General features: G+C 38.7%; 24 protein-coding genes. 18 read left to right on the top strand and 6 right to left on the bottom strand.

What is annotated here, in order from left to right; all coding sequences use genetic code 11:
• Positions 1-17 precede the first annotated feature (17 nt).
• The 10 genes from MSG66_RS07240 to MSG66_RS07195 all read left to right on the top strand — a co-directional run bounded on the left by MSG66_RS07240 (position 18) and on the right by MSG66_RS07195 (position 10,335).
• Entirely contained in the window at positions 18-689 is a 672-nt protein-coding gene (locus MSG66_RS07240; protein WP_324653269.1) for a heavy metal response regulator transcription factor, read from the top strand.
• On the top strand, positions 686-2,089 hold the full coding sequence (locus tag MSG66_RS07235; RefSeq protein ID WP_324653267.1) for a heavy metal sensor histidine kinase: 1,404 nt from the start codon (positions 686-688) through the stop codon (positions 2,087-2,089). The genes MSG66_RS07240 and MSG66_RS07235 overlap by 4 nt, the downstream gene beginning before the upstream one ends.
• A 96-nt stretch (positions 2,090-2,185) precedes the next feature.
• The gene (locus MSG66_RS07230; RefSeq protein ID WP_005046221.1) at positions 2,186-2,749 is read left to right on the top strand and encodes a lipocalin family protein; all 564 of its coding nucleotides are present in this window, start codon (positions 2,186-2,188) and stop codon (positions 2,747-2,749) included.
• A 120-nt stretch (positions 2,750-2,869) separates the two neighbouring features.
• Positions 2,870-3,841, top strand: coding sequence for an acyl-CoA desaturase (locus tag MSG66_RS07225; RefSeq protein ID WP_324653265.1), 972 nt, complete (start codon positions 2,870-2,872; stop codon positions 3,839-3,841).
• Positions 3,838-5,100: an NAD(P)/FAD-dependent oxidoreductase gene (locus MSG66_RS07220; protein WP_324653263.1), complete on the top strand. Its 1,263-nt coding sequence runs from the start codon at positions 3,838-3,840 to the stop codon at positions 5,098-5,100. Before MSG66_RS07225 ends, MSG66_RS07220 begins: the two co-directional genes overlap by 4 nt.
• Positions 5,101-5,122: 22 nt before the next feature.
• Positions 5,123-5,914 carry a DUF1365 domain-containing protein gene (locus MSG66_RS07215; protein WP_324653261.1) on the top strand — a complete coding sequence of 264 codons (792 nt, stop codon included), beginning with the start codon at positions 5,123-5,125 and terminating at the stop codon, positions 5,912-5,914.
• On the top strand, positions 5,911-7,110 hold the full coding sequence (locus MSG66_RS07210; RefSeq protein ID WP_324653259.1) for a cyclopropane-fatty-acyl-phospholipid synthase family protein: 1,200 nt from the start codon (positions 5,911-5,913) through the stop codon (positions 7,108-7,110). Before MSG66_RS07215 ends, MSG66_RS07210 begins: the two co-directional genes overlap by 4 nt.
• A 29-nt stretch (positions 7,111-7,139) precedes the next feature.
• Positions 7,140-7,919 (top strand): DUF1295 domain-containing protein, encoded by a 780-nt coding sequence (locus MSG66_RS07205; protein ID WP_324653257.1) that lies wholly within the window; start codon positions 7,140-7,142, stop codon positions 7,917-7,919.
• Between the two features lie 8 nt (positions 7,920-7,927).
• Positions 7,928-8,977 (top strand): SAM-dependent methyltransferase, encoded by a 1,050-nt coding sequence (locus MSG66_RS07200; protein ID WP_005046228.1) that lies wholly within the window; start codon positions 7,928-7,930, stop codon positions 8,975-8,977.
• Between the two features lie 29 nt (positions 8,978-9,006).
• A complete protein-coding gene (locus tag MSG66_RS07195; protein WP_324653253.1) occupies positions 9,007-10,335 on the top strand; it encodes a HAMP domain-containing sensor histidine kinase in 1,329 nt (442 codons plus the stop codon).
• Here MSG66_RS07195 and MSG66_RS07190 read toward each other — a convergent pair.
• The 6 genes from MSG66_RS07190 to MSG66_RS07165 all read right to left on the bottom strand — a co-directional run bounded on the left by MSG66_RS07190 (position 10,332) and on the right by MSG66_RS07165 (position 13,988).
• A complete protein-coding gene (locus tag MSG66_RS07190) occupies positions 10,332-11,027 on the bottom strand; it encodes a response regulator transcription factor (RefSeq protein ID WP_133972664.1) in 696 nt (231 codons plus the stop codon). The two genes, MSG66_RS07195 and MSG66_RS07190, sit on opposite strands and share 4 nt — an antisense overlap.
• Positions 11,028-11,044: 17 nt before the next feature.
• On the bottom strand, positions 11,045-11,539 hold the full coding sequence (locus MSG66_RS07185; protein ID WP_133972666.1) for a chalcone isomerase family protein: 495 nt from the start codon (positions 11,537-11,539) through the stop codon (positions 11,045-11,047).
• Entirely contained in the window at positions 11,506-12,078 is a 573-nt protein-coding gene (locus MSG66_RS07180) for a nuclear transport factor 2 family protein (protein ID WP_227549232.1), read from the bottom strand. The genes MSG66_RS07185 and MSG66_RS07180 overlap by 34 nt, the downstream gene beginning before the upstream one ends.
• A 158-nt stretch (positions 12,079-12,236) precedes the next feature.
• On the bottom strand, positions 12,237-12,731 hold the full coding sequence (locus tag MSG66_RS07175; protein ID WP_133972668.1) for a GNAT family N-acetyltransferase: 495 nt from the start codon (positions 12,729-12,731) through the stop codon (positions 12,237-12,239).
• Positions 12,732-12,741: 10 nt separating this feature from the next.
• The gene (locus tag MSG66_RS07170; protein WP_262472407.1) at positions 12,742-13,302 is read right to left on the bottom strand and encodes a shikimate kinase; all 561 of its coding nucleotides are present in this window, start codon (positions 13,300-13,302) and stop codon (positions 12,742-12,744) included.
• A 32-nt stretch (positions 13,303-13,334) separates the two neighbouring features.
• Positions 13,335-13,988: an NUDIX hydrolase gene (locus MSG66_RS07165; RefSeq protein ID WP_324653247.1), complete on the bottom strand. Its 654-nt coding sequence runs from the start codon at positions 13,986-13,988 to the stop codon at positions 13,335-13,337.
• 143 nt (positions 13,989-14,131) lie between these two features.
• Here MSG66_RS07165 and MSG66_RS07160 point away from each other — a divergent pair, with 143 nt between their 5' ends.
• The 8 genes from MSG66_RS07160 to MSG66_RS07125 all read left to right on the top strand — a co-directional run bounded on the left by MSG66_RS07160 (position 14,132) and on the right by MSG66_RS07125 (position 21,417).
• On the top strand, positions 14,132-14,875 hold the full coding sequence (locus MSG66_RS07160; RefSeq protein WP_324653245.1) for an aspartate/glutamate racemase family protein: 744 nt from the start codon (positions 14,132-14,134) through the stop codon (positions 14,873-14,875).
• Between the two features lie 136 nt (positions 14,876-15,011).
• Positions 15,012-15,998: a quinone oxidoreductase family protein gene (locus tag MSG66_RS07155; RefSeq protein WP_262472403.1), complete on the top strand. Its 987-nt coding sequence runs from the start codon at positions 15,012-15,014 to the stop codon at positions 15,996-15,998.
• 11 nt (positions 15,999-16,009) lie between these two features.
• Positions 16,010-16,858, top strand: coding sequence for a TauD/TfdA dioxygenase family protein (locus MSG66_RS07150; protein WP_324653242.1), 849 nt, complete (start codon positions 16,010-16,012; stop codon positions 16,856-16,858).
• A 60-nt stretch (positions 16,859-16,918) separates the two neighbouring features.
• Positions 16,919-17,971 carry a 3-keto-5-aminohexanoate cleavage protein gene (locus MSG66_RS07145; protein ID WP_324653240.1) on the top strand — a complete coding sequence of 351 codons (1,053 nt, stop codon included), beginning with the start codon at positions 16,919-16,921 and terminating at the stop codon, positions 17,969-17,971.
• A 117-nt stretch (positions 17,972-18,088) separates the two neighbouring features.
• Positions 18,089-19,438 carry an MFS transporter gene (locus MSG66_RS07140; protein WP_324653238.1) on the top strand — a complete coding sequence of 450 codons (1,350 nt, stop codon included), beginning with the start codon at positions 18,089-18,091 and terminating at the stop codon, positions 19,436-19,438.
• Entirely contained in the window at positions 19,435-20,091 is a 657-nt protein-coding gene (locus MSG66_RS07135; RefSeq protein ID WP_324653236.1) for a DsbA family oxidoreductase, read from the top strand. The genes MSG66_RS07140 and MSG66_RS07135 overlap by 4 nt, the downstream gene beginning before the upstream one ends.
• Positions 20,088-20,414 carry a Rieske (2Fe-2S) protein gene (locus MSG66_RS07130; RefSeq protein ID WP_133972686.1) on the top strand — a complete coding sequence of 109 codons (327 nt, stop codon included), beginning with the start codon at positions 20,088-20,090 and terminating at the stop codon, positions 20,412-20,414. Before MSG66_RS07135 ends, MSG66_RS07130 begins: the two co-directional genes overlap by 4 nt.
• Positions 20,407-21,417: a YeiH family protein gene (locus MSG66_RS07125; RefSeq protein WP_133972688.1), complete on the top strand. Its 1,011-nt coding sequence runs from the start codon at positions 20,407-20,409 to the stop codon at positions 21,415-21,417. Before MSG66_RS07130 ends, MSG66_RS07125 begins: the two co-directional genes overlap by 8 nt.
• Positions 21,418-21,483: the final 66 nt, after the last annotated feature.

Genomic DNA, 21,483 nt, shown 5'->3' with positions numbered 1-21,483 from the left:
AAAAGAGTCTCTACAAAATGCGTATCCTTATTATTGAAGACGAGATCAAAATCGCCACTTATTTGGTCAAAGGATTAAAAGAATCTGGATATCAAGCGGAGTGCGTTCATTTAGGGCTTCAAGGTTTAGAAATGCTAAAGAGAGATCAATATGACTTGCTTATTCTTGACGTGATGTTGCCTGACATAGACGGCTGGAGCGTATTACAAGTACTGCGCCAGTTCTCCAAAATTCCGGTTATTTTCTTAACGGCAAAAGATCAGGTGATGGATAGAGTCAAAGGTTTGGAGTTGGGTGCAGATGATTACTTGGCTAAACCTTTTTCTTATATTGAACTATTAGCGCGTATTAAAAGCCTATTAAGAAGACAGCAATATCTGCAAGAAAATGAACTGTCTATTAGTGATTTAAAAATGGACTTGGTCAGTCATAAAGTATGGCGTAATGGAAACCTGATTGAGCTGAGCAAAACTGAATTTAATTTGTTGCGTTACCTGTTACTCAACAAAGAGCAAATCGTGACGCGCAGACAAATTGGTTCCGAAGTCTGGAATATTAACTTTGATACCGATACTAATTTTATTGATGTGGCAGTACGCCGTTTACGAAGCAAAATTGATGAAGGGTATGAATTAAAGCTTATTCATACCATCCGTGGCTTGGGCTATAAAATTTCGGTTAGCTTATGAACTTTAAATTTCTACGTTCGCTTGAAGTCCGTATTACATTACTGGTCACGCTCTGTTCTGCCTTAATTTTATGTTCAGTCGGCTTTATGACCTATTTAGGTATTAACCAAATTTTATTAAAGCAGCAAGATAAAGCTTTAGCAGACAGAATTAATCGCTTGGAAATTTTGCTACAAGATAGCGAAAATGTAGAGCAAATCATTGCGCGGCCTAAGCTTTATCAAAACATGCTCGGCAACCAAGACAATTTGTTTCTGCTCATTCATAAAGATAAAACCTTAATTAATATCAATCCGCTCCATATTCAGTTACCTCAATTTGCAGAGCGTACAAGTCTCCAATTCCAAGACTTAGCTAGCAATGAATATCCAACGCGAATTGCGTGGAAAACCATAAAAATTAATAACGAGCCTTATCTGCTCATTGCAGGTAAACAGTGGTCGGAACGCATCAATATTCTTTTACCTTTTCAAGAAAGTCTCTTGATATATGTGGTAGGAGGCGTGTTTGCAATCTTTGTGCTTTGCATTTTAGCGTGTCACCTAGGTTTAAGGTCGCTACAACAACTTCGCAAGCAAACCCATTCTATTAATGCAAATCAGCTACAGAAAAGATTAAACCTATCAAAGTCGCCTTTAGAAGTTGAGCTGCTTTCAAAAGATATAAATCACATGCTGGAGCGTATTGAAAAGGGTTATACGCAGCTCAACCGTTTTTCTGAGGATATTGCTCATGAGTTCCGTACGCCTTTAAATAATCTGATTGGGCAAACCGAGATTGCTTTAACTGGCGAACGCTCAGTTGAGCAATATGAAGATTTGTTGGTGTCTCATTTGGATGATTACCACAGATTAAAACGCATGATTGATAGCATGCTTTTTTTAGCAAGAGCCGATCAGAAAATGGTTCTTGTAAACAAACAAGAAATAAACGTCCAAGATGTTATAGACGGGCTATGCCAGATTTTTGAATATCAGGCCGAGGAACAAGAGTGTCATTTTAGTTTCAACTTAGAAGCCCAAAGGTTATTTGCAGATCCTGAGTTATTTCAAAGAGCAGTCTACAACCTTGTTTTAAATGCGTTGGTACATGGTGGTGACAAGCGAACTATTTATATCGCCACTAAACATAAGATGATTAAGCATAGGCAATGGGTCAGCCTGACTGTTGTAACAGGTGGTATTTCAATTGCTGACCATCAACTTGAGCATCTTTTTGAAAGATTTTACCAATGCCACTCAAGTCGAAGTGATGAGAACCAGACAGGTGGCTTAGGTTTATCGATTGTTGCTTCAATTATGGATCTACATCATGGCCTATATCGGGTTTATAACACGCTCGATGGCGTATGTTTTGAGCTTGATTTTCCAATTGCAGATGCTCCAAAGAAATACAATTAAATCCTTATTAATGTTCTTTAATTTTTAAAATTCACACTTTGTTCACAATCCTCTGGCGTATGTTTAAACATATGAAATAAATAGAAGAGGGTCGTTATGAAATTATTATTTAAGTCACTTGTCATCAGCAGCAGTCTTGCAGCGGTTAGCTTAACGCTTCCTTTGAGTACCTTTGCTGACACAAATACGAAACCAGTGGCTGTTGATTCTATTGATATTAATAAATACGCAGGTAAGTGGTATGAGATTGCGCATTTACCTATGTTTTTTCAGCGTAATTGTGTAGCCAATACAACTGCAAACTATTCCATTAACGCAGACAAAACCGTTGGTGTTTTAAATAGTTGTACTAACAAAGATGGCAAAATGATTTCATCTGAAGGTGTGGCCTATTCGCAAAATGAAGGCAACAGTAAATTAAAAGTGAGCTTTTTGCCTTCAGGCCTAAGATGGATTCCTTTTACAAAAGGCGATTATTGGGTTTTAAGAGTTGACCAAGATTATCAGGTCGCTTTAGTGGGTGGCCCAAGCCAGAAATATTTATGGATTCTTTCTCGTAGTCCTCAAATTGATGAAGCGACATATCAGTCTTATCTACAAACCGCAAAAAGCTATGGCTACGATGTTTCTAAACTTGTTAAGACAACACAGTCTAAATAGTGACGTTGCTGGTTATGTAGATTCTTATATTTATCTCGTAATCGTATGAACTTCACATAAAATTCATTGCGCATTTTCTAAATTAGAACCAAAAGAAATGCTTTAGATCAGGAAGAATCAATGTCTAAATTTTTTCTGCGCTGGATCGATAGCTGGTCAGATTCAGAAAATGCGCAAGTGGGTACTTCTAGCGAATATGTCATTGAAAAGAAAATTCAATGGTTAAGAATAATTCCTTTTATTTTATTGCATATCGCTTGTTTAGCTGTGTTTTGGGTGGGCGTATCTTGGTTTGCAGTTGTCTTCATGCTGGGGTTTTACTGTCTTCGCATGTTTGCAATTACTGCTTTTTTTCACCGCTATCTTTCACATAAAACTTTTCAAACATCACGTATTGTCCAGTTCATTTTTATACTGATCGGAACCATGAGTGCACAGCGTGGACCGTTATGGTGGGCAGCACATCACCGTTATCATCATTACTTTACCGACACTGATCAGGACCCACATTCAGCTAAAGCAGGCTTTTGGTATTCCCATGTAGGCTGGTTTTTGAATGAGCAGAATTTTGCTATTCGAAAAAAAGTGATTAAAGACTGGTTGAAATATCCTGAGCTGATTTGGCTGGATCGATTTAGTTTGCCTATTGTGATTTTTACAGCTTTGGCAATTTATGGTTTTGGTTCGTGGCTTGCGCAACATTTCCCTGAGCTGGGAACTAATGGTTTACAGCTTTTGGTGTGGGGATTTGTGATTTCTACCGTTCTCTTAACGCATGCAACCTTATGTATTAACTCACTCGCGCATCGTTATGGTTCACGAGAGTTTAATACCCCAGATGACAGCCGTAATAACTTTTTACTTTCTTTAATTACCTTAGGTGAGGGATGGCACAACAACCATCACTTTTACGCGGGTAGTGTGCGTCAAGGTTTTTATTGGTGGCAGATTGATATCACCTTTTATGTGCTCAAACTGATGTCTTTATTTGGTTTGGTGTGGGGGCTAAAGCCAGTACCAGCGAAGGTTTATCAATATAAAAAGATTAAAGATCTACCGATAGAAAAAATTGAAAATGGGGAAGTGTTATGAAAATTGCCATTGTGGGTTCGGGTATATCGGGACTTTATGCTGCATGGAAATTGTCAGAACAACATCAAGTTACCGTATATGAAAAAAATAACTATTTTGGTGGTCATACTGACACTCATGAGCTGGATATAGAGGGTTCTAAAGTTTCGGTAGATAGTGGTTTTATTGTATTTAATGACTACAACTATCCGTTATTTACCGACATGCTTAAAAAATTAGGTGTAGAAACTCAAAGCAGCGACATGAGTTTTTCGGTGAATAATTTGGTCAGCGGGCTTCAATATAATCCTTCAAAAAAATGGTCGCTCTTTGCCCGTCCGCAGAACTTTTTAAATCGAAAATTTCTGCAAATGCTCTCAGATTTGCTACGTTTTTATGATGATAATAAAAATATTGATGTAACAGATTTTGACCCTAATTTATCTATTGAAGACTATTTAGACCTACACAAATATAGCCATGAGTTCCGTTATGAGCATCTTTATCCGATGTGCGGGGCATTATGGTCGGCTCCGGTTGAGCAGGTAGGGCAAATTCCATATCGATTTGTCGTGAGCTTTTTTCAGCATCACCGCATGCTACAGCTAAAAGAGAGGCCGCAATGGCAAACGGTTAAACACGGTTCAGCAAGTTATATACATGCTATTCAACAAAACTGTCCATCCATTGAGTGGAAATTTGCAGAAGTAAAAGGTGTGAGCCGTTCACAAGAAGCCGTGTTTATCGAAACGACTGAAGGGCAAGCCGAATATGACTGGGTGATTTTCGCAAGCCATGCGGACGATAGCCTAAGTTTAATTAAAGATGCTTCATCGCTTGAACGAGAAATACTAAGTCAATTTAGCTATCAAGATAATCACATGGTGGTTCACCGTGACACTTCAATTATGCCTAAAAGTCGTTTGCAGTGGGCAAGTTGGCATGTACATGTAACGCCAACATCGCAAGTTCAAAGCAATGAGTCCGACATACATTATGGTTTTACCTACTGGATGAATAATTTGCAGAATTTACCCTGCAATACTCAAGTTTTTTCTACTTTAAATCCGAATATGAAAATTAAAGCCGAAGACATCTTGGTTGAACGCCAATATCGTCATCCTGTGTTTGATACTAAAGCGATTCAAACTCAATCTCGTTGGCAAGAAATTAACGGACAAAACAGAACTTCATTTTGTGGAGCGTATTGGGGCTGGGGTTTCCATGAGGATGGTGCCCGCAGTGCAGCACGTGTTGTAGAGCAAATTTTACACTTATAGAAATAGGTAAGGAGCTTTTCAAATGTTATTAAATAAACTAGCTATAGCTCCTACACTTATTCGTCACCGACGCTATAGCCCCAAACAGCATCAATTCACATCGACCTTAAATTACTTATGGTTCGATCCAGATCAATTAAATGAGATTGCAAAAGATTGCTCACTTTGGTCAACCGATCATTGGAATGTCTTAGAACTATCCAAAAATGATTTTTTAAATATGTATCACGGTTCTATAAAGGAAAAAGTAGAAAAAGCGATACTGCAAAATAACAACTTACATCTTAGACCAGACTGGCAAATCAGAGTATTGGCTTTACCTCGTTGTTTGGGTTTTCGGTTTAATTCGGTCGTCTTTTATTTTGTTTTAAATAAAGCAGGAAAACCGCTATTTATTCTTAGTGAAATCACCAATACCCCTTGGAATGAACGAAAAGTTTACATACACAACTGTATGAATCAACACAGCCATGTAGGTGGTTATGAAAGCTTTGATTTTAACTTTGAAAAATCATTTCATGTCTCGCCGTTTATGCCCATGCAGTTGACTTACCACTGGCGATTTAGTTTTTCAGACCAGCAAAATGTCATTCATATGCAGCTCTTTGAAGAACAAAAACAAGTGTTTGATGTAACTATGCGGTTTGAACTTGTGCCCATCACATTTCCTTCACAGCAGTATCGATATGCTCTTATGAACAGCCTAGCCCCTTTTAAAATGTTGTTTTCAATATATTTAGAGGCATTTAAGTTGTGGCGAAAAAAAGTTCCATTTTATCGTCATCCTAAAAAGATCAAGGTAGATAAGACATGATAAAAACATTTCTTTATGGTGAAGATGACTCACTACCGTTACTGCTCAAGAGTCTTCTCAAACTACGTCATGGACAGATCACTTTTCAGGGCGCGTGGAGTGGTACGGTTGGCGAGGTTTCAGACTTACATGCTGTGATTGAAGTTCGCAATCCTTTGCTGATGGATCTCATTTTAAAAAATGGTGTGTTAGGAGCAGCTGAAGGCTATATCCGTGGTGATTGGAGCAGCGAACAACTTGTAGAGTTGGTTCAGATATTGGCACGTAATCGAGATGTATTAGACCAGTTTAACCAGAATGTTATTGCACAGGCGAGCCAGTTTTTTCTGAAGGGTTGGTATAAAAATAGAAAAAACTCTATAAGCGGGAGCCGTAAAAATATTGCTGAGCACTATGACTTAAGTAATGACTTTTTTAAATTATTTTTAGACCCGTCGTTAATGTATTCGAGCGCCGTTTTTGAAAGTGAAAACATGTCACTCGAAGACGCATCTGATTTTAAAAAAGAGCTCATCTGTAAAAAGTTAGATTTAAAACCAATGGATCATTTGGTTGAAATTGGAAGCGGTTGGGGCGGTTTTGCCATTTATGCAGCCCAACATTATGGCTGTAGAGTGACCACCATTACCATTTCACAAGCTCAATACGATGAAGCCGTTACTCGTGTAAGTGAAGCTGGGTTGGCACATCGAATTGATGTGCAATTAAATGACTATCGCTTGCTCGAAGGAAAGTTCGATAAGTTGGTTTCAATTGAAATGGTTGAGGCCGTAGGTGCGCAATATTTATCAACATATTTTGATCAGTGCAAAGCACTGTTAAAACCGAAAGGTTTGGCATTTATTCAGGCCATTACCATTGAAGATTTCCGTTATAAAAAAGCATTAAATACAGTCGATTATATTAAGCGTTATATTTTCCCTGGTAGCTTTATTCCTAGCGTGAGTGTATTGACTCAAACCGCCTCTGAAAGCGGTTTAAGGTTAAAGCATTTAAATGACATCGGTTTAAGTTATGCAAAAACAATTCATCACTGGCGAGCACGGTTTTTAATCGCACGGGAGGAAGTATTGGCTCTGGGTTTCGATGAAAACTTCATTCGCATGTGGGATTTCTATTTATGTTATTGCGAGGGTGGTTTTAAAGAAGGCGTGATAAGCAATGTTCACTTGTTGTTTGAAAGTAGCAATTACTAACTCGAACACATCAAGCAAGGAGACTGCTCATGTTTTGGAATTTACTGATTCTAGATTTAATGATCATGTTGCTGAGCTGGCTACTTGCCACTGCAAATGGTCGAGCTGGAATTGTAGATGCCGCATGGAGTTTCTGTCTGGCAGTAAACATTATTGTGTCTTCTTTACTCATTTCAGTTGTTCCAGTTGAAGTGCGACTTTTTGTCGGTATTTTTAGCGGCTTATGGTTTTTAAGATTATTTTGGCATCTTTTAAGACGTTATCAATCTGAACAAAAAGAAGATGGTCGTTACGCGAACATGCGTAAGTCGATGGGTAAGTTCCAGCACTTTGGCTTCTTCTTATTTTTTATCTTTCAAACCCTTTTGGTGCTTTTGTTCTTTTTTCCGATGTGGACGCTACTCAATGTAGAGGCAACTACATGGAGTGGCGGATATAAAATCGCTTTAGTGATTGCTGCTGTCATCATGGTGATTGCCTTTATTGGAGAGCAGCTCGCTGATCAGCAGTTATACCGATTTAAATTAAATCCAGAACATCATGGCAAAACGATGGATCAGGGTTTATGGCGTTATTCACGTCACCCAAATTATTTTTTTGAATGGTTACACTGGTTTGCCTATCCAATCATTGGTTTAGCTGCGGGCCAGTATTTATTGTGGATTTATCCGTTACTGATGTGGCTATTTTTATACTACGTCACGGGTATTCCATTTAGTGAAAAACAAGCAATTAAAAGCCGCGGTCAAAACTATCTTGATTATCAACAAAAAACATCAATGTTTATTCCGCGAAAACCCAAAAAATAGGTGCGCATATGGATTTTATTGTTCATCAGTCTTTAAAAATTGTTGAAAGTGGTGTGATTCCAGATCATGCAATTCGGGCAGCAATCCGTGCTTTAAGCAAAAAGCGCTTAATTCAAGAAGGGCGTTATGACCCTGAACAAGGGGCACAGCGGTATATGGATGTGCTTAATATGCTGAAACGGAGCGAAATCGCCGTTGAAACGGACAAGGCAAATGAGCAGCACTATGAATTGCCGACTGAGTTTTTTCAGGCAGTGCTTGGAAAAAGACTCAAATATAGTGCTTGCTATTTTCCGACTAAAACAACAACTTTAGATCAAGCAGAAGAGCTCGCACTTCAGCTTTACTGTGAAAGAGCACAACTTAAAAACGGCCAACATATTTTAGAGCTAGGCTGTGGATGGGGTTCTCTAACATTATGGATGGCAGAAAACTATCCGCGCTCACAGATTACTGCTGTTTCAAACTCTGCAACCCAGAAAAAGCATATTCTTGGGCAAGCAAAGTTGAAGGGTTTAACGAATCTTGAAGTGCTCACATGTGATGTGAATGTGCTCGAATTAGACCAAGATCAGTTTGATCGGGTTGTATCGGTTGAAATGTTTGAACACGTTCGTAACTATCAACGTCTTTTTGAGAAAATTCAGGGATGGTTGAAGGCAGATGGGCTACTTTGGTGTCATATTTTTTGCCATCGCTTTTTACATTATCCTTTTGAAGTAAAATCAGATTATGATTGGATGTCCAAGTATTTCTTTACTGGCGGTTTAATGCCTGCGACGTCAACTTTTTTGCATTTCCAAGAGCATTTAGAATTGGCTCAACAGTGGCAGTGGTCGGGTGAGCACTATATGAGAACCGCAAATGCTTGGCTTGATAATATGGATAATCAAGAAGTTGAATTGAAGCCTCTGTTTAAAAAAATCTATGGAAAAGATGCTAATATTTGGTGGCAACGTTGGCGTATTTTCTTCATGGCTTGTGCTGAGCTGTTTGGTTTTGAGCAAGGACAAGAATGGGTCATTGGTCACTTTTTATTTAGAAAGAGATCATTGTAATTTCTAGAGCCTACCTCGGCGATAAAGATATGATAAGAACTCGACATGATGGCAAATCTAGTCATCCATTAGCCAAAATGTTCAATCGATATTATTGGTTGCAGATTGGTCTGATTGCATTATCGATCGTGGTCGGGTTGGCTTGTAGTGCATGGGTCATTAAAGGCTCTTTACTTAAAACAGCTTTAGAACAGGAAATGGAGCATTACTGGTTACGCATAGAACGTTACCCAAATGCAGATTTACCGGATACGAAAAATTTATATGGATATCGGTGGAATACACAGGTCGCACCTCAACCATTTCGGGGCATGCATTTAGAGAGTGGGGTACATCGAATCTTTGTTGATGGAAAAGAGCGTATGACGGTCTATGGTGAGCGTAATGGTCAGCATGTTCTGTTGGTATTTGGCGAGAGCAATGTCAATAAGCTGATCTGGTTATTTGGATTGGCTCCGCTCATGTTTAGTTTGTCTGTGCTATATAGCTTTTTATGGTGGTCAAATCGAAAAGCCAGACGCTATTTTTCCCCAATTACACGTTTGGCAAATGCTTTGGAAAATATCGATTGGGCACATCAAGATACCCAAGCATCTCCTTTTAAAGATATTAATACCAATGGCAACATGGAAGCAGAATATCTCAAGCAAGCCTTGGAAAAATATCATCAAGTTTTAAGTGATTTTATTCGACGCGAAAGGGAGTTTACGGGAGATGTGAGCCATGAGCTGCGTACTCCACTCACTATTTTGAAGGGTAATGTGCAACTTTGTCAGGCTAGATATGGAGATGATAAAGCCTTAGTTCGTCTTCATAATACGATTGAGGATATGCAGTTATTAGTCGATACCTTATTGGCGATTGCACGTAATACAGTAAAAAGCTTACCGTCTGAGAAGAATTTTTTATCTAGAATTGTGAAGGATTTAGTCGAAAGTTTACAAGCAGTGAGTGAGAGTAAGGGAATACATATTCATATTCAACCCGACCTTTCTGAACAGCCGCGCTGGTTATATCCTTCTATGACTAAAATGGTTTTAAGCAATATTTTACGTAATGCATTGAACTATTCTCAAGGCTCACAAATCGATATTATTCAACAAAAAAACAGCCTGATTATTGCGGATAATGGAATTGGAATTTCTTTACCTAACGATGTTAAGGTTCAAGAGCTCAGCGATTCACAACTCTCTTTAAAGGCTAAAGGCCATGGAATTGGTTTGCAATTGGTGCAAAAGCTTTGCAAACAATTAGGATGGCGAGTGGAGTTGTTTGATCGGCAGTACTATTTAGCTACTCATCCTGAGTTGGACTTAGAACAGGCAACAGGTTTAATTGTTGTGGTCTATTTGAGCTAACTTACAGAACTGTCTAAAGCAATTTTTAAACCGACGCCTGCCACTGTATGTAATAGCTTAGGGTCAAAAGGTTTATCAACCATTTTTCTTAAGTTATATATGTGACTGCGTAATGCATCACTTTCAGGTTCTTCATCGCCCCATAACTCCATCATCAGTTCTTGTTTGGTCACCACTTTTGGAGATTGACGCATCAAAATTTTTAATAATTTAAATTGAATAGGCGGCAATTCGATATTATTTCCGGCACGAATAACTGTTTGGGTTGCGCTATCAAGAATTAAGTCATGAATCTGAATTTTATGGTGAGTAACTTCGCCAGCTGCTCTTTTAATTAATGCACGAATCCGCATCACTAATTCATTAAAATCAAAGGGTTTAACCAAATAATCATCTGTTCCAGCGGTAAAGCCTTTAAGTTTGTCATCTAAAGTATCTCTTGCTGTCAGCATAAGGACAGGAATATCAACACCTTGTTCGGTGCGGAGCCAGTTACATAGGTCATAACCTGAGCCGTCCGGTAAGTTTATATCGAGCAGCAAAAGATGATAATGCTGCGATTTGAGAAAAGTCCGTGCAGCATCTAAATTACGCGCATGATCGATGATATAACCATGCACTTCAAGAAATTCGCAGACGGTTGCTGCAAGTTCAAAATGGTCCTCAACCATGAGGATAAAATGATTACCCATAAGATTTTATTAAGCCATTAATTTAATAATTGTTGTTTCAATTTAGCATTAAATGGTTCGCTACCAAACCAGATTTTAAAATATTGATTTGCATTCGGATTGTTTAAAGAACCGAGTAGCTTCTGGTTTAATTTTAGTTCCAGTTTTTGATTTTCTTGCTGGTAATACAAACTATATAAGTCTCCATTTTTGATGGGTCTATAAAGTTCATTAATATGATTAAGCGGAGATTTTGCATCAAATCCACTAATATTTTTCTTTAAATAATGGGTTGCTGCGCGCTTAAATGCCCACTCGGGAATATCGAGGTTATAGCTAAAGTCCATTTTGATGCTTTGACTCTGCCAATTTTTTAAGCAATCTTCAGCAAAGTAACTGACATTTCCCACCTTTTTACTCGTGACCATTAAAGGTGCTGAACTGCATTTTTTCAGTTCAGCCGCATTCGCTTGAGATACGATCAAGATTCCCAGAAATATTAAGACTCGACTTTTTTGAACGGCAATATCCATTTATAGACTCCTCCAAAGATTGGTAAAGAACGGTAGAGACCATTCGCCGGATCCCAATAATCTTGCTGGAAAATAATTTTTTGCTGATCATTAATCTTAATTTGACTAATTCCATAAGAAGCCATGGTTTTTGAACGACCTAACATTTTAAAGTCATAGGTCATGTACCAATGGATATAGGCTGTATCTTGATGGTGAGTTGCACTAATGAGTTTTACAGTGACATTACTTACTCTGGCATTCATGCCTTCAAAATGTTTGATCAGATCTGTTTTCTGAGAGAACTGCGAGAGTGTGTCGTTAATATAAAGCTGATCAGCATAGAGACTACCTGCATTGTTTACAAAAGAAGGGGTGCCAAGTGTATTAAATGCGGCAACAAAACGATTACCGATATCTAACGCCTCTTCGTCATTTAATATTATTCCATTAATTTTTTGTTCAGCTTTGCCGTAGTCACCTGAGTAGCTAGGCACACTTTTACACGCTGTTAAACCTACCAAGGTAATCAGCCCTAGGGCTGTGGTTATAATTTTCATGTCTATATCCGAGCCAACTTTATAAGATTAAATTAAAGAGCTGGTCGTGAAGTTTGCGTGAATTCTTATGTTTTTAGATTGACGTTTAGAGGCTGGTTTTTTAGAAAGGGTTAGATATCATCTCTCTCAAAATATTTTTGAAATAATGCTTTAAAAATTTACAGTTCTTTCCTGAAAAAGATAACATCCATATTTAAGAAGTTAGACGAATTCACTTTTATAAAACCGAGTTTATTTAATAGGTTGTGGGCGGGCAAATTATTTTCTTCTGAGAAAGCGATAACATGCTTAAAGTTTCGATTTTTCATGTCTTCTAGTAACTTAAGTGAAGCTTCAACAATATAGCCTTTATTTCGTTCACTTTTAATAAGCCTAAAACCTAGTTCAGCTTCCGTTTGACCATTAACTTCACACGTTTCAAAACCACAATAACCAATAATTCTGTGTGTTTCTTTTAAGATGATAGCCATTTTGCCAAAATTGTAATTTTTATAATGTTCTAAAATTTCTAAAAATCGACGAGTTGCAGCTTCAGTAGACAAAGCACCGTAAGGCGAAAAGGCCATAAAATCTTTGTTTTGAAACATCTCAATCATGATGGATAAGTCTTTATCGAGGAATGGTTTTAAAATTAAGCGATCTGTCTCTAACATAGTGTTCTTATTAAATGGTTTGAAAAGTATTTTTATCTATAAAGATTTTTTTGGATAGCTCAAATGCTATTTTTGAAGGTTCTTCATTTGTTAAAAACCTTTGGCATTTTAAGTTTATATATAAAGGAAATCTGTTTCTAATTTTCTTTTCTTCACTCCATGAAGAGCAATTTAAATATTCTCTTTGTAGTTGTCTTCTTACAATTTCCTTCACGCAAATTTCAAGCTCGAAAGAAGGTAAAAGTAAAAAGGTCAAAGAACTTTCTTCAATCTGAGCTTTGATCTCATGATAACTATCCATAAGTTCATTTGGGTAAGTCATAAATCCTGATGAACATATAATTATGTTTATAAGATCAGGGTTTATAGTTGTTATTAGACTTCTATATAACTCAATGTTTTTAATAGCATATTCTTTATAACTATATTTAGTTATAAATTGAGAAATATCTCCTATTTTAAGCATAAAGTGCTCATCTAAATCATAATAAATAGCACCGAAATCTATAGCAAATTGTTTAGCAAGACTTGTTTTTCCAGCTCCACCTGGACCAATGAAATGTATAAGCAAGAGGCAACTTCCTTTATTAATTCAGCCTTATTTCACCAATAAATATAGTTTATGTTTTCACCAGAAATCTGTCTCATAGCCGCGATGAGCAATCTTTCAATTATCTTATCAAGAGCTAGATAATTTGGAGGAAAACTCTCTAACGTAATAACATCGGCACTTATTTCCCATAAGTTTTCTTTAACTCTCATACTCTTTTTTATTTGAATAGAATTTGTTTTTTGTTGAAGTAAATCAATACAATCATTTATTGGAGCTTCTACAAATCCTACGATCTCATTATCTTTCGGCTTGAGCTCGGATAAATCAATATTTAAAGGCAATAAAAAGATATGTTGAAATTCATTCGCAATGTAATTTTCTGCTATATGGCAAGCCGTTTGCCGAATTCCAATAGAAATTAATTGATTAAATCTCACATCAATTCCTAATTCTTCTTGGCATTCTCTTATGCCATCTTCAATGGTTTCACCTGCCTCATAGTGGCCGCCTACAGAGATATCAAGAAAACTTTTTCTGTCGAAAGTATAGTTATCAGAATTTTTTAGCTGAAAATAAACATATTGAGTTGATGGGTTGTATACAAGGCAAGTAAAAACCCTATGCCATAGTCCCAATTGATGCGCTAATTTTTTATTAACAACACCCATGTATTCGTAATTATCATTAAATATATCAATATCCATGTTATTTTTTAATCGACTATAAAGTTTAAGAACATATTTTATGTGGTTTATAAGATAGAAATTAAAAGAAAGCAATTTTATTCTAGCTGCGCTTTACTCATAAGAGATATAGATAAGTTTTGAATAAATAGAAGGATTCAATAATGAAAACAATTGGTTTATTAGGTGGAATGAGTTGGGAATCTACAGCGCTTTATTATCAACAAATTAATAAAATGGTTCACGGTAAATTAGGAAAATTACATTCTGCTAAAGTAATTATTAATAGTGTGGATTTTGAAGAAATCGCAGCCTTGCAAGCGAAGGGTTTATGGCAAGAAGCTGGTGCATATTTAGCTGAGCAAGCACAAAATTTAGAAAAAGCAGGGGCAGAGTGTATTTTGGTGTGTACGAACACCATGCATAAAATTGCATCGCAGATTGAGGATGCTATTATGGTTCCTTTCTTACACATCGCTGATGCAACGGCAAAAGAAATTGTGAGTCAAAACATTGGTAAAGTCGCACTGTTGGGAACAGCTTTTACAATGGAGCAAGATTTTTATAAGGCTCGACTACAGGAGCATGGAATTGACGTGATGATTCCAAATGAAGCCGACCGAAAGATAGTACATCGTATTATTTATGAAGAACTTTGTTTAGGTGTGATAAACCCAAATTCAAGACAAAAATACGAGACTATTGTAGAGCAGCTTATAGCTGAAGGAGCCAAAGGAATTATTTTGGGGTGTACCGAAATTTGTATGTTGATTGGTGAGCTTAAATTCTCGGTTCCTTTATTTGATACAACTACCATTCATGCAAAAGAGGCAGTGAGTTTTAGCTTAAACGAAAATAAAAAGTCTAAAAGCGCCAATCTACGCATGACTGCTGGGAATATTCTTTAGCAATATTTCAAATATCCTTTGTCATTAATCGTTAAGCCTGTGTCGTCAAATGTAAAGTGGCACATATCCTACTTATTGTAGTTTGAGTTATTGCTGTTATAGGCACTTAATAAAAAACCAAAATATGGGATAGGACATGACGTTGACGAAAGCTATACGTTTCTATGGAACAGGAACGCCTGAAGTAATGCGCTATGAAGATGTAGAAGTAGGAGACCCAAAAGCTGGAGAAGTACGCCTACGCCATGTGGCAGTCGGTTTAAATTATGCCGATACATATTTTCGTAATGGAATATATAAAATTCCAATGCCTAATGGCATGGGTGTCGAGGCTTCTGGTGTTGTCGAAGCTTTAGGTGAAGGGGTCACTCAGCTTAAAGTGGGTGATCGGGTCACTTATACAGGTTTTTTAAATACTTTAGGTGCATATAGCACCCACCGTTTAATTTCAGCAGATGCGCTGATTAAATTACCCGAAGAAATTTCTTGTGAAACAGCGGCAGCCATGACCATGAGAGGATTGACCGCTGCTTATCTAATGCGCCGTATTTATGACTTTAAAGCTGGCGATTCAATTTTATTGCATGCAGCTGCAGGCGGTGTTGGGTTGATTGTTTCTCAGTGGGCTAAATTACTTGGCTTGACTGTTATTGGCACAACCTCTTCAGAAGAAAAAGCTGCCGTAGCTCGAGCTCATGGTTGTGATCATGTCATTAATTATAGCCATGAAAATGTTGCCGAACGTGTACGCGAGTTAACAGGTGGCGTTGGTGTAAATGTCGTTTTCGATAGTGTCGGTCAAGCCACTTTCATGAGCTCATTAGACTCCCTAAAACGCCGTGGTTTGCTGGTCTGCGTAGGTACGGCTTCGGGTCCAATTCCCGCTTTTGATCCGGTATTACTTGCCGTGAAAGGTTCGCTATTTGTGACACGTCCGGCTTTAGCCGATTACATTGTAGATCCTGCCGAGAAAAAAGAACTGGCAAATGAATTATTTGATCATGTTCGACATAGACGAATCAAAATTGAAATTAATCAGCGCTATGAGCTAAAGGATGCCGTGCAAGCTCATCGTGATTTAGAAGCACGTAAAACAATAGGTTCATCAATTTTTGTAATTTGAAGGGATTTCTTATGCAAATTGAACAGCTAACTTGCAATATTGGTGCAGAGTTAAGTGGCATAAAACTGTCTGATGCAATTTACGACGATGGTTTATTTTCTGAAATTCGTACCCAACTGCTTAAACATCGTGTTTTGTTTTTACGAGATCAGCATTTAACCCGTCAGGATCATGTCGCATTTGCAGAAAAATTCGGGCAATTAGAAGCTCATCCAGCGGTCAGGAGCCATCCTGATCATCCTGGTTTATTGCAGATTTATAAAAGCCCCGAAAGTCCAGTTGATCGTTATGAAAATTCTTGGCATAGCGATGCAAGCTGGCGCAAGGCCCCACCTATGGGATGTGTGCTGCATTGTGTTGAATGTCCACCTGTAGGTGGCGATACAATGTGGACAAATATGGTCATGGCCTATGAATCTTTACCTGAAGATATTAAGGATAAGATTGCAGACTTACGTGCGTACCACAGCATAGAAGCGAGTTTTGGCGCTGCGTTGCCACTTGAGAAGCGTTTGGAATTAAAAGAAAAGTTTCCCGATGCAGAGCATCCAGTGGTACGTACTCATCCTGAAACGGGCGAGAAAATTTTATACGTCAACGCGTTTACCACCCATTTCAGTAACTATCACACCAAAGAGCGAGTCAGATTTGGACAAGATGCCAATCCGGGCGCAGCTGAACTACTATGTTACTTAATTTCTCAAGCCTATATTCCAGAGTTTCAAGTGCGCTGGCGTTGGAAGCCTAACAGTATTGCAATCTGGGATAACCGCAGTACACAACACTATGCCGTGATGGACTATCCGCCATGTCATCGGAAAATGGAACGGGCCGGCATTATTGGTGACGTAACCTATTAAATCTACAGATTAAAAAATTCTATCTGATTGAAAATTCATAAAATATATAAGGAGATGCATATGCAATTCTTTGACGATTCTTTGCACCCAGAAAATATGGAAAAAGTAGTCATTACCGTTGCGCCGTATGGACCGGAATGGATGCCGGAAGACTTTCCCGAAGATATTCCTGTGACCATGGATGAGCAAATACAAAAAGCGGTCGAGTGTTATGAAGCGGGCGCTACGGTGCTGCATTTACATGTCCGTGAGCTTGATGGCAAAGGCTCTAAACGTCTCTCAAAATTTAATGAACTCATCGCAGGTGTTCGTGAAGCTGTGCCTGACATGATTATTCAGGTGGGTGGTTCGATTTCATTTGCACCAGAGAGTGAAGGTGAGGCGGCACTATGGCTAAGTGATGACACTCGACATATGTTAGCCGAACTTACACCAAAACCTGATCAGGTCACGGTAGCTATTAACACCACCCAAATGAATATTATGGAATTGCTCTATCCTGAATATTTAGAAGGGACTTCATTGGCACATCCAGCGACTCAGGCAGCCTATGCTGAGATGACCGTGCCAGCTGGTCCAGCATGGGTAACTGAACATATTAAGCGCTTGTATAAAAACAATATTCAACCACACTTTCAGTTAACGGGAATGCATGGTCTTGAAACCCTAGAACGTATGGTGCGTAAAGGGTTGTATATGGGGCCGTTAAACTTAACTTGGATTGGAATTGGTGGTGGTTTTGATGGTCCAAACCCATTTAATTTCTTTAATTTTATTCATCGCGTACCTGATGGGTGTACTTTGACATCCGAATCTCTGCTCAAAAATGTATTACCTTTTAACACCATGTCGATGGCAATGGGGTTACATGCTCGTGTAGGTAACGAAGATACGATTATTGATCATCACGGACGCCGTTTTTCCTCTGTAGAGCAAATTAAGCAAACCGTTCGGATTGCCCATGAATTAGGTCGTGAAATTGCATCAGGAAAAGAAGCTCGTGAAATTTACCGCATTGGGGTGCAATACAACAGTATCGAAGAAACCTTGCTAGCAAATGGTATGGCACCCAACCGTCAAGCTGGGCAAAAAGGCGTTCCTCAGCGTAAATAATTTGACAAGGTCTAATGGAATTTAGACCTCAATTGTAGTGCAGCTTATTTGCTTTGAGTTTAAAGATGTAATGCTGCACTCGCTCAATAGAAATTATAAAAAATACAAGGAGGTCTTATGAATGCGCATCAGTATTCAGATCAGATGAGCGATGTTGATACGTCAATCAGTATACCTCGTCGTTATGCATGGCTTGTTTTTGCTTTAACTTTTGGTTTACTCATTTCAGATTACATGTCACGGCAAGTATTAAACGCAGTCTTTCCGTTGCTCAAAACTGAATGGTTACTCAGTGACAGCCAGCTAGGTTTGCTCAGTGGCATTGTCGCCTTAATGGTAGGTTTATTGACTCTGCCGTTATCTTTATTAGCAGACCGTTTTGGACGAGTTAAAAGCTTGGCCATTATGGCGGCATTATGGAGTTTGGCGACTTTAGGGTGTGCACTGGCTGAAAACTATGAGCAAATGTTTATTGCTCGTTTTATGGTTGGTGTGGGTGAGGCGGCCTATGGCAGTGTTGGTATCGCAGTGGTTGTTGCTGTTTTTCCAAGAGAAATGCGTGCGACACTTGCTAGTGCTTTTATGGCTGGTGGCGTATTCGGTTCATTTTTGGGTATGGCTCTAGGTGGTGTTCTGGCACAGCACTTTGGCTGGCGTTGGGCTTTTGGCGCCATAGCCTTATTTGGCCTAATTTTAGCTTTTCTATATCCGGTTCTAGTCAAAGAAAAAAGAATAGCGTCTTCACATCAAAATAAAAATCGTAGCAAAACTAGGCACATTCAAAGTCCTTTAAAAACTTTATATTCAAGTCGTTCAGTCATTGCTACTTACATTGGTAGTGGCTTGCAGTTATTTGTCGGTGGAACGGTGATTGTCTGGATGCCGAGTTATCTCAATCGATATTACGGCATGAGTACCGACAAGGCCGGTGTAATGGCAGCAGTTATTGTGCTGTGTAGCGCTGTAGGCACAATTCTATGCGGCATGTTGTGTGATTATTTGGGTCGTAACTGTCCTGATCGTAAGGTCAGTTTAGCCATTACATACTGCTTGGTTAGTTGTGTGCTTTTATTAATTGCTTTTGCTGTGCCTGCGGGACGCAGCCAGTTACTTCTAATTTGCCTTGGAATGTTTATTGCCTTAGGAACCAATGGTCCATCCAGTGCCATGGTGGCCAATCTCACACATAACTCAGTTCATGGCTCTGCGTTTGCAACGCTCACCTTGGCTAATAATTTTCTTGGCTTAGCTCTTGGTCCTCTGGTCGTCGGCAGAATATCTGATGTGATTGGTTTACACAGTGCATTTCAACTGATGCCATTGGTCAGTATTGCAGCTGCAGCCGTATTTTTTTATGCCAAAAGCCATTACCACAAAGATATGGCCCGCTTTGAGCAGCAAGGAATAACTGAACTGAAAAATCATTCAGATAACCAAATACAAAAATGCGGGATGAATAACAAATGATGATTCGGCAATTACATATTGATGTATTTTTTGACTTTATTTGTCCTTGGTGTTTGATCGGCAAACATCAGTTACTGATCGCTATAAATAGATTTTATCAGCTTCACCCTAGCGTCAAAGTTGTCGTGCATTGGCGAGGTGTTCAGCTCATACCAGACTTAGCAGCTGAAGGCGTACCTTTTCAAACATTCTATTTGAAAAGATTAGGTAGCTTGACAGCAGTTCGTATGAGACAAGAACAAGTCAATAAAGCCGCAAATAAGGTTGGCCTCAAAATCGATTTTGAACAAATTAAGCGCATTCCAAACACGGCTAAAGCTCATCGTTTATTTGATAAAGCTTTAAAGATCGGTACTCCTGAGCAGTGCAATATGCTGTTAGAACAGCTCTTTGCCGCATACTTTTATGATGGCTTAGACATCGGAAATACCACCACTTTATACAAAATCGCGAAACGTTGTGGCTTCCCACCTGAGCTAATCAAAAATTTACTTATTCAAGATCATCAAGATTTTATCTCTGCAAGTACAGGAGGTAATGGTGTGCCTTACTTTATTTTTGATCGGGCCTCTGCATTAGTTGGAGCGCAATCAGCAGATGCACTTTATCAAGCGATGCATGAGGCACTTGTTGTTCAGGGAGAATTAATGTGACTACTCGATTTGAAGTACCTCTAGACAAAATACCGAATTCAGGCGAACGGGCTTTTTTTAAAGTCGGAGATAAAACTCTTGCGCTATTTAATATTGCGACTCAATTTTATGCAATCGATGACAGTTGTCCTCATCAGGGCGCATCGCTATTTAGCGGACGTTTAGAAGGACGAGTAATTCAGTGCTGTGCCCATGGTCTACGCTTTGATTTAACAAATGGCTGTTTAGTTAATTCTTCTCAGCTCAAAGTTGCAACCTATCCCGTAGAAGTGATTGAGGAAAAAGTATTTATTGTGATGGGTTCTGGTGAAAATCATGGCTAGCTTAGTTTTGAAAAATTTTACCCAGCGCACACGAGAATTAGCACCGGGTTTTGTGGTCAGTTCAGTCGTTGCTGCGGCTGCCTGTTTTTTATCTGAGCACTATGGTGCCCCAGTCATGTTATTTGCCTTACTGCTAGGTATGAGTCTAAATTTTTTAGCAGCCGAAAGTAAATGTAAGGCAGGTATTGAATTCACCGCACGTACTGTGCTTCGAATGGGTATTGCCTTACTCGGCATGCGTATAACTTTAGGACAAATCACTGCACTAGGGTGGCAGCCTGTAGCCTTAGTCATAACTCTGGTTATTGTAACAATCGCCGTTTCAGTGATTGCTGCTAAAATTTTAGGTTTCCAAAGACTATTTGGTATGTTGACCGGTGGATCAACCGCAATTTGTGGTGCTTCAGCTGCGCTAGCATTGTCAGCTGCCTTTCCGAATCATCCCCAAAAAGAAAAAGCGACCTTGTTTACAGTCATTGGGGTCTCTGCACTTTCAACATTAGCAATGATTGTCTATCCAATGATTGCGAAGTGGTTAGAGTTATCGCCACAAGCTGCGGGTGTGTTTCTTGGCGCTACCATTCATGATGTAGCGCAAGTGGTGGGAGCTGGTTATAGCATGTCTACCGAAACAGGTGATACTGCGACTGTAGTTAAACTGATGCGTGTAGCAATGTTACTTCCAGTGATTGTTTGTGCAGCAATGATTACCCGCATGCAAGGTGCAGATACAATGGGGGAGCGTCCACCATTACTACCTTGGTTTGCAGTTGGCTTTTTAATACTGGCTTGTATTAACAGTACAGGGTGGGTACCAGTAATGATTCAAAATGGAATAAACGATTTATCACGCTGGTTTTTAGTCATCGCAATTAGTGCTTTGGGTATGAAAACTCAGTTGAAAGAATTGGCATCTGTCGGGATTAAACCAATTCTTCTCATGGTCGGTGAAAGCATATTTTTAGTGGTATTAGTTTTAGCCTTAATGCACTTTTGGTTTTAAGTTAATTTTAAATCTTTAGAGGAGGTTCTGGGTTATTCACAAAACTTCTTCTTTTATTTAAAGCTG

This window comes from Acinetobacter sp. IK31, assembly GCF_035615195.1.
GTDB classification, from domain to species: domain Bacteria; phylum Pseudomonadota; class Gammaproteobacteria; order Pseudomonadales; family Moraxellaceae; genus Acinetobacter; species Acinetobacter calcoaceticus_C.
The sequence above is the reverse complement of the archived record's forward strand: the minus strand, read 5'-3'. Positions and strand labels throughout refer to the sequence as shown.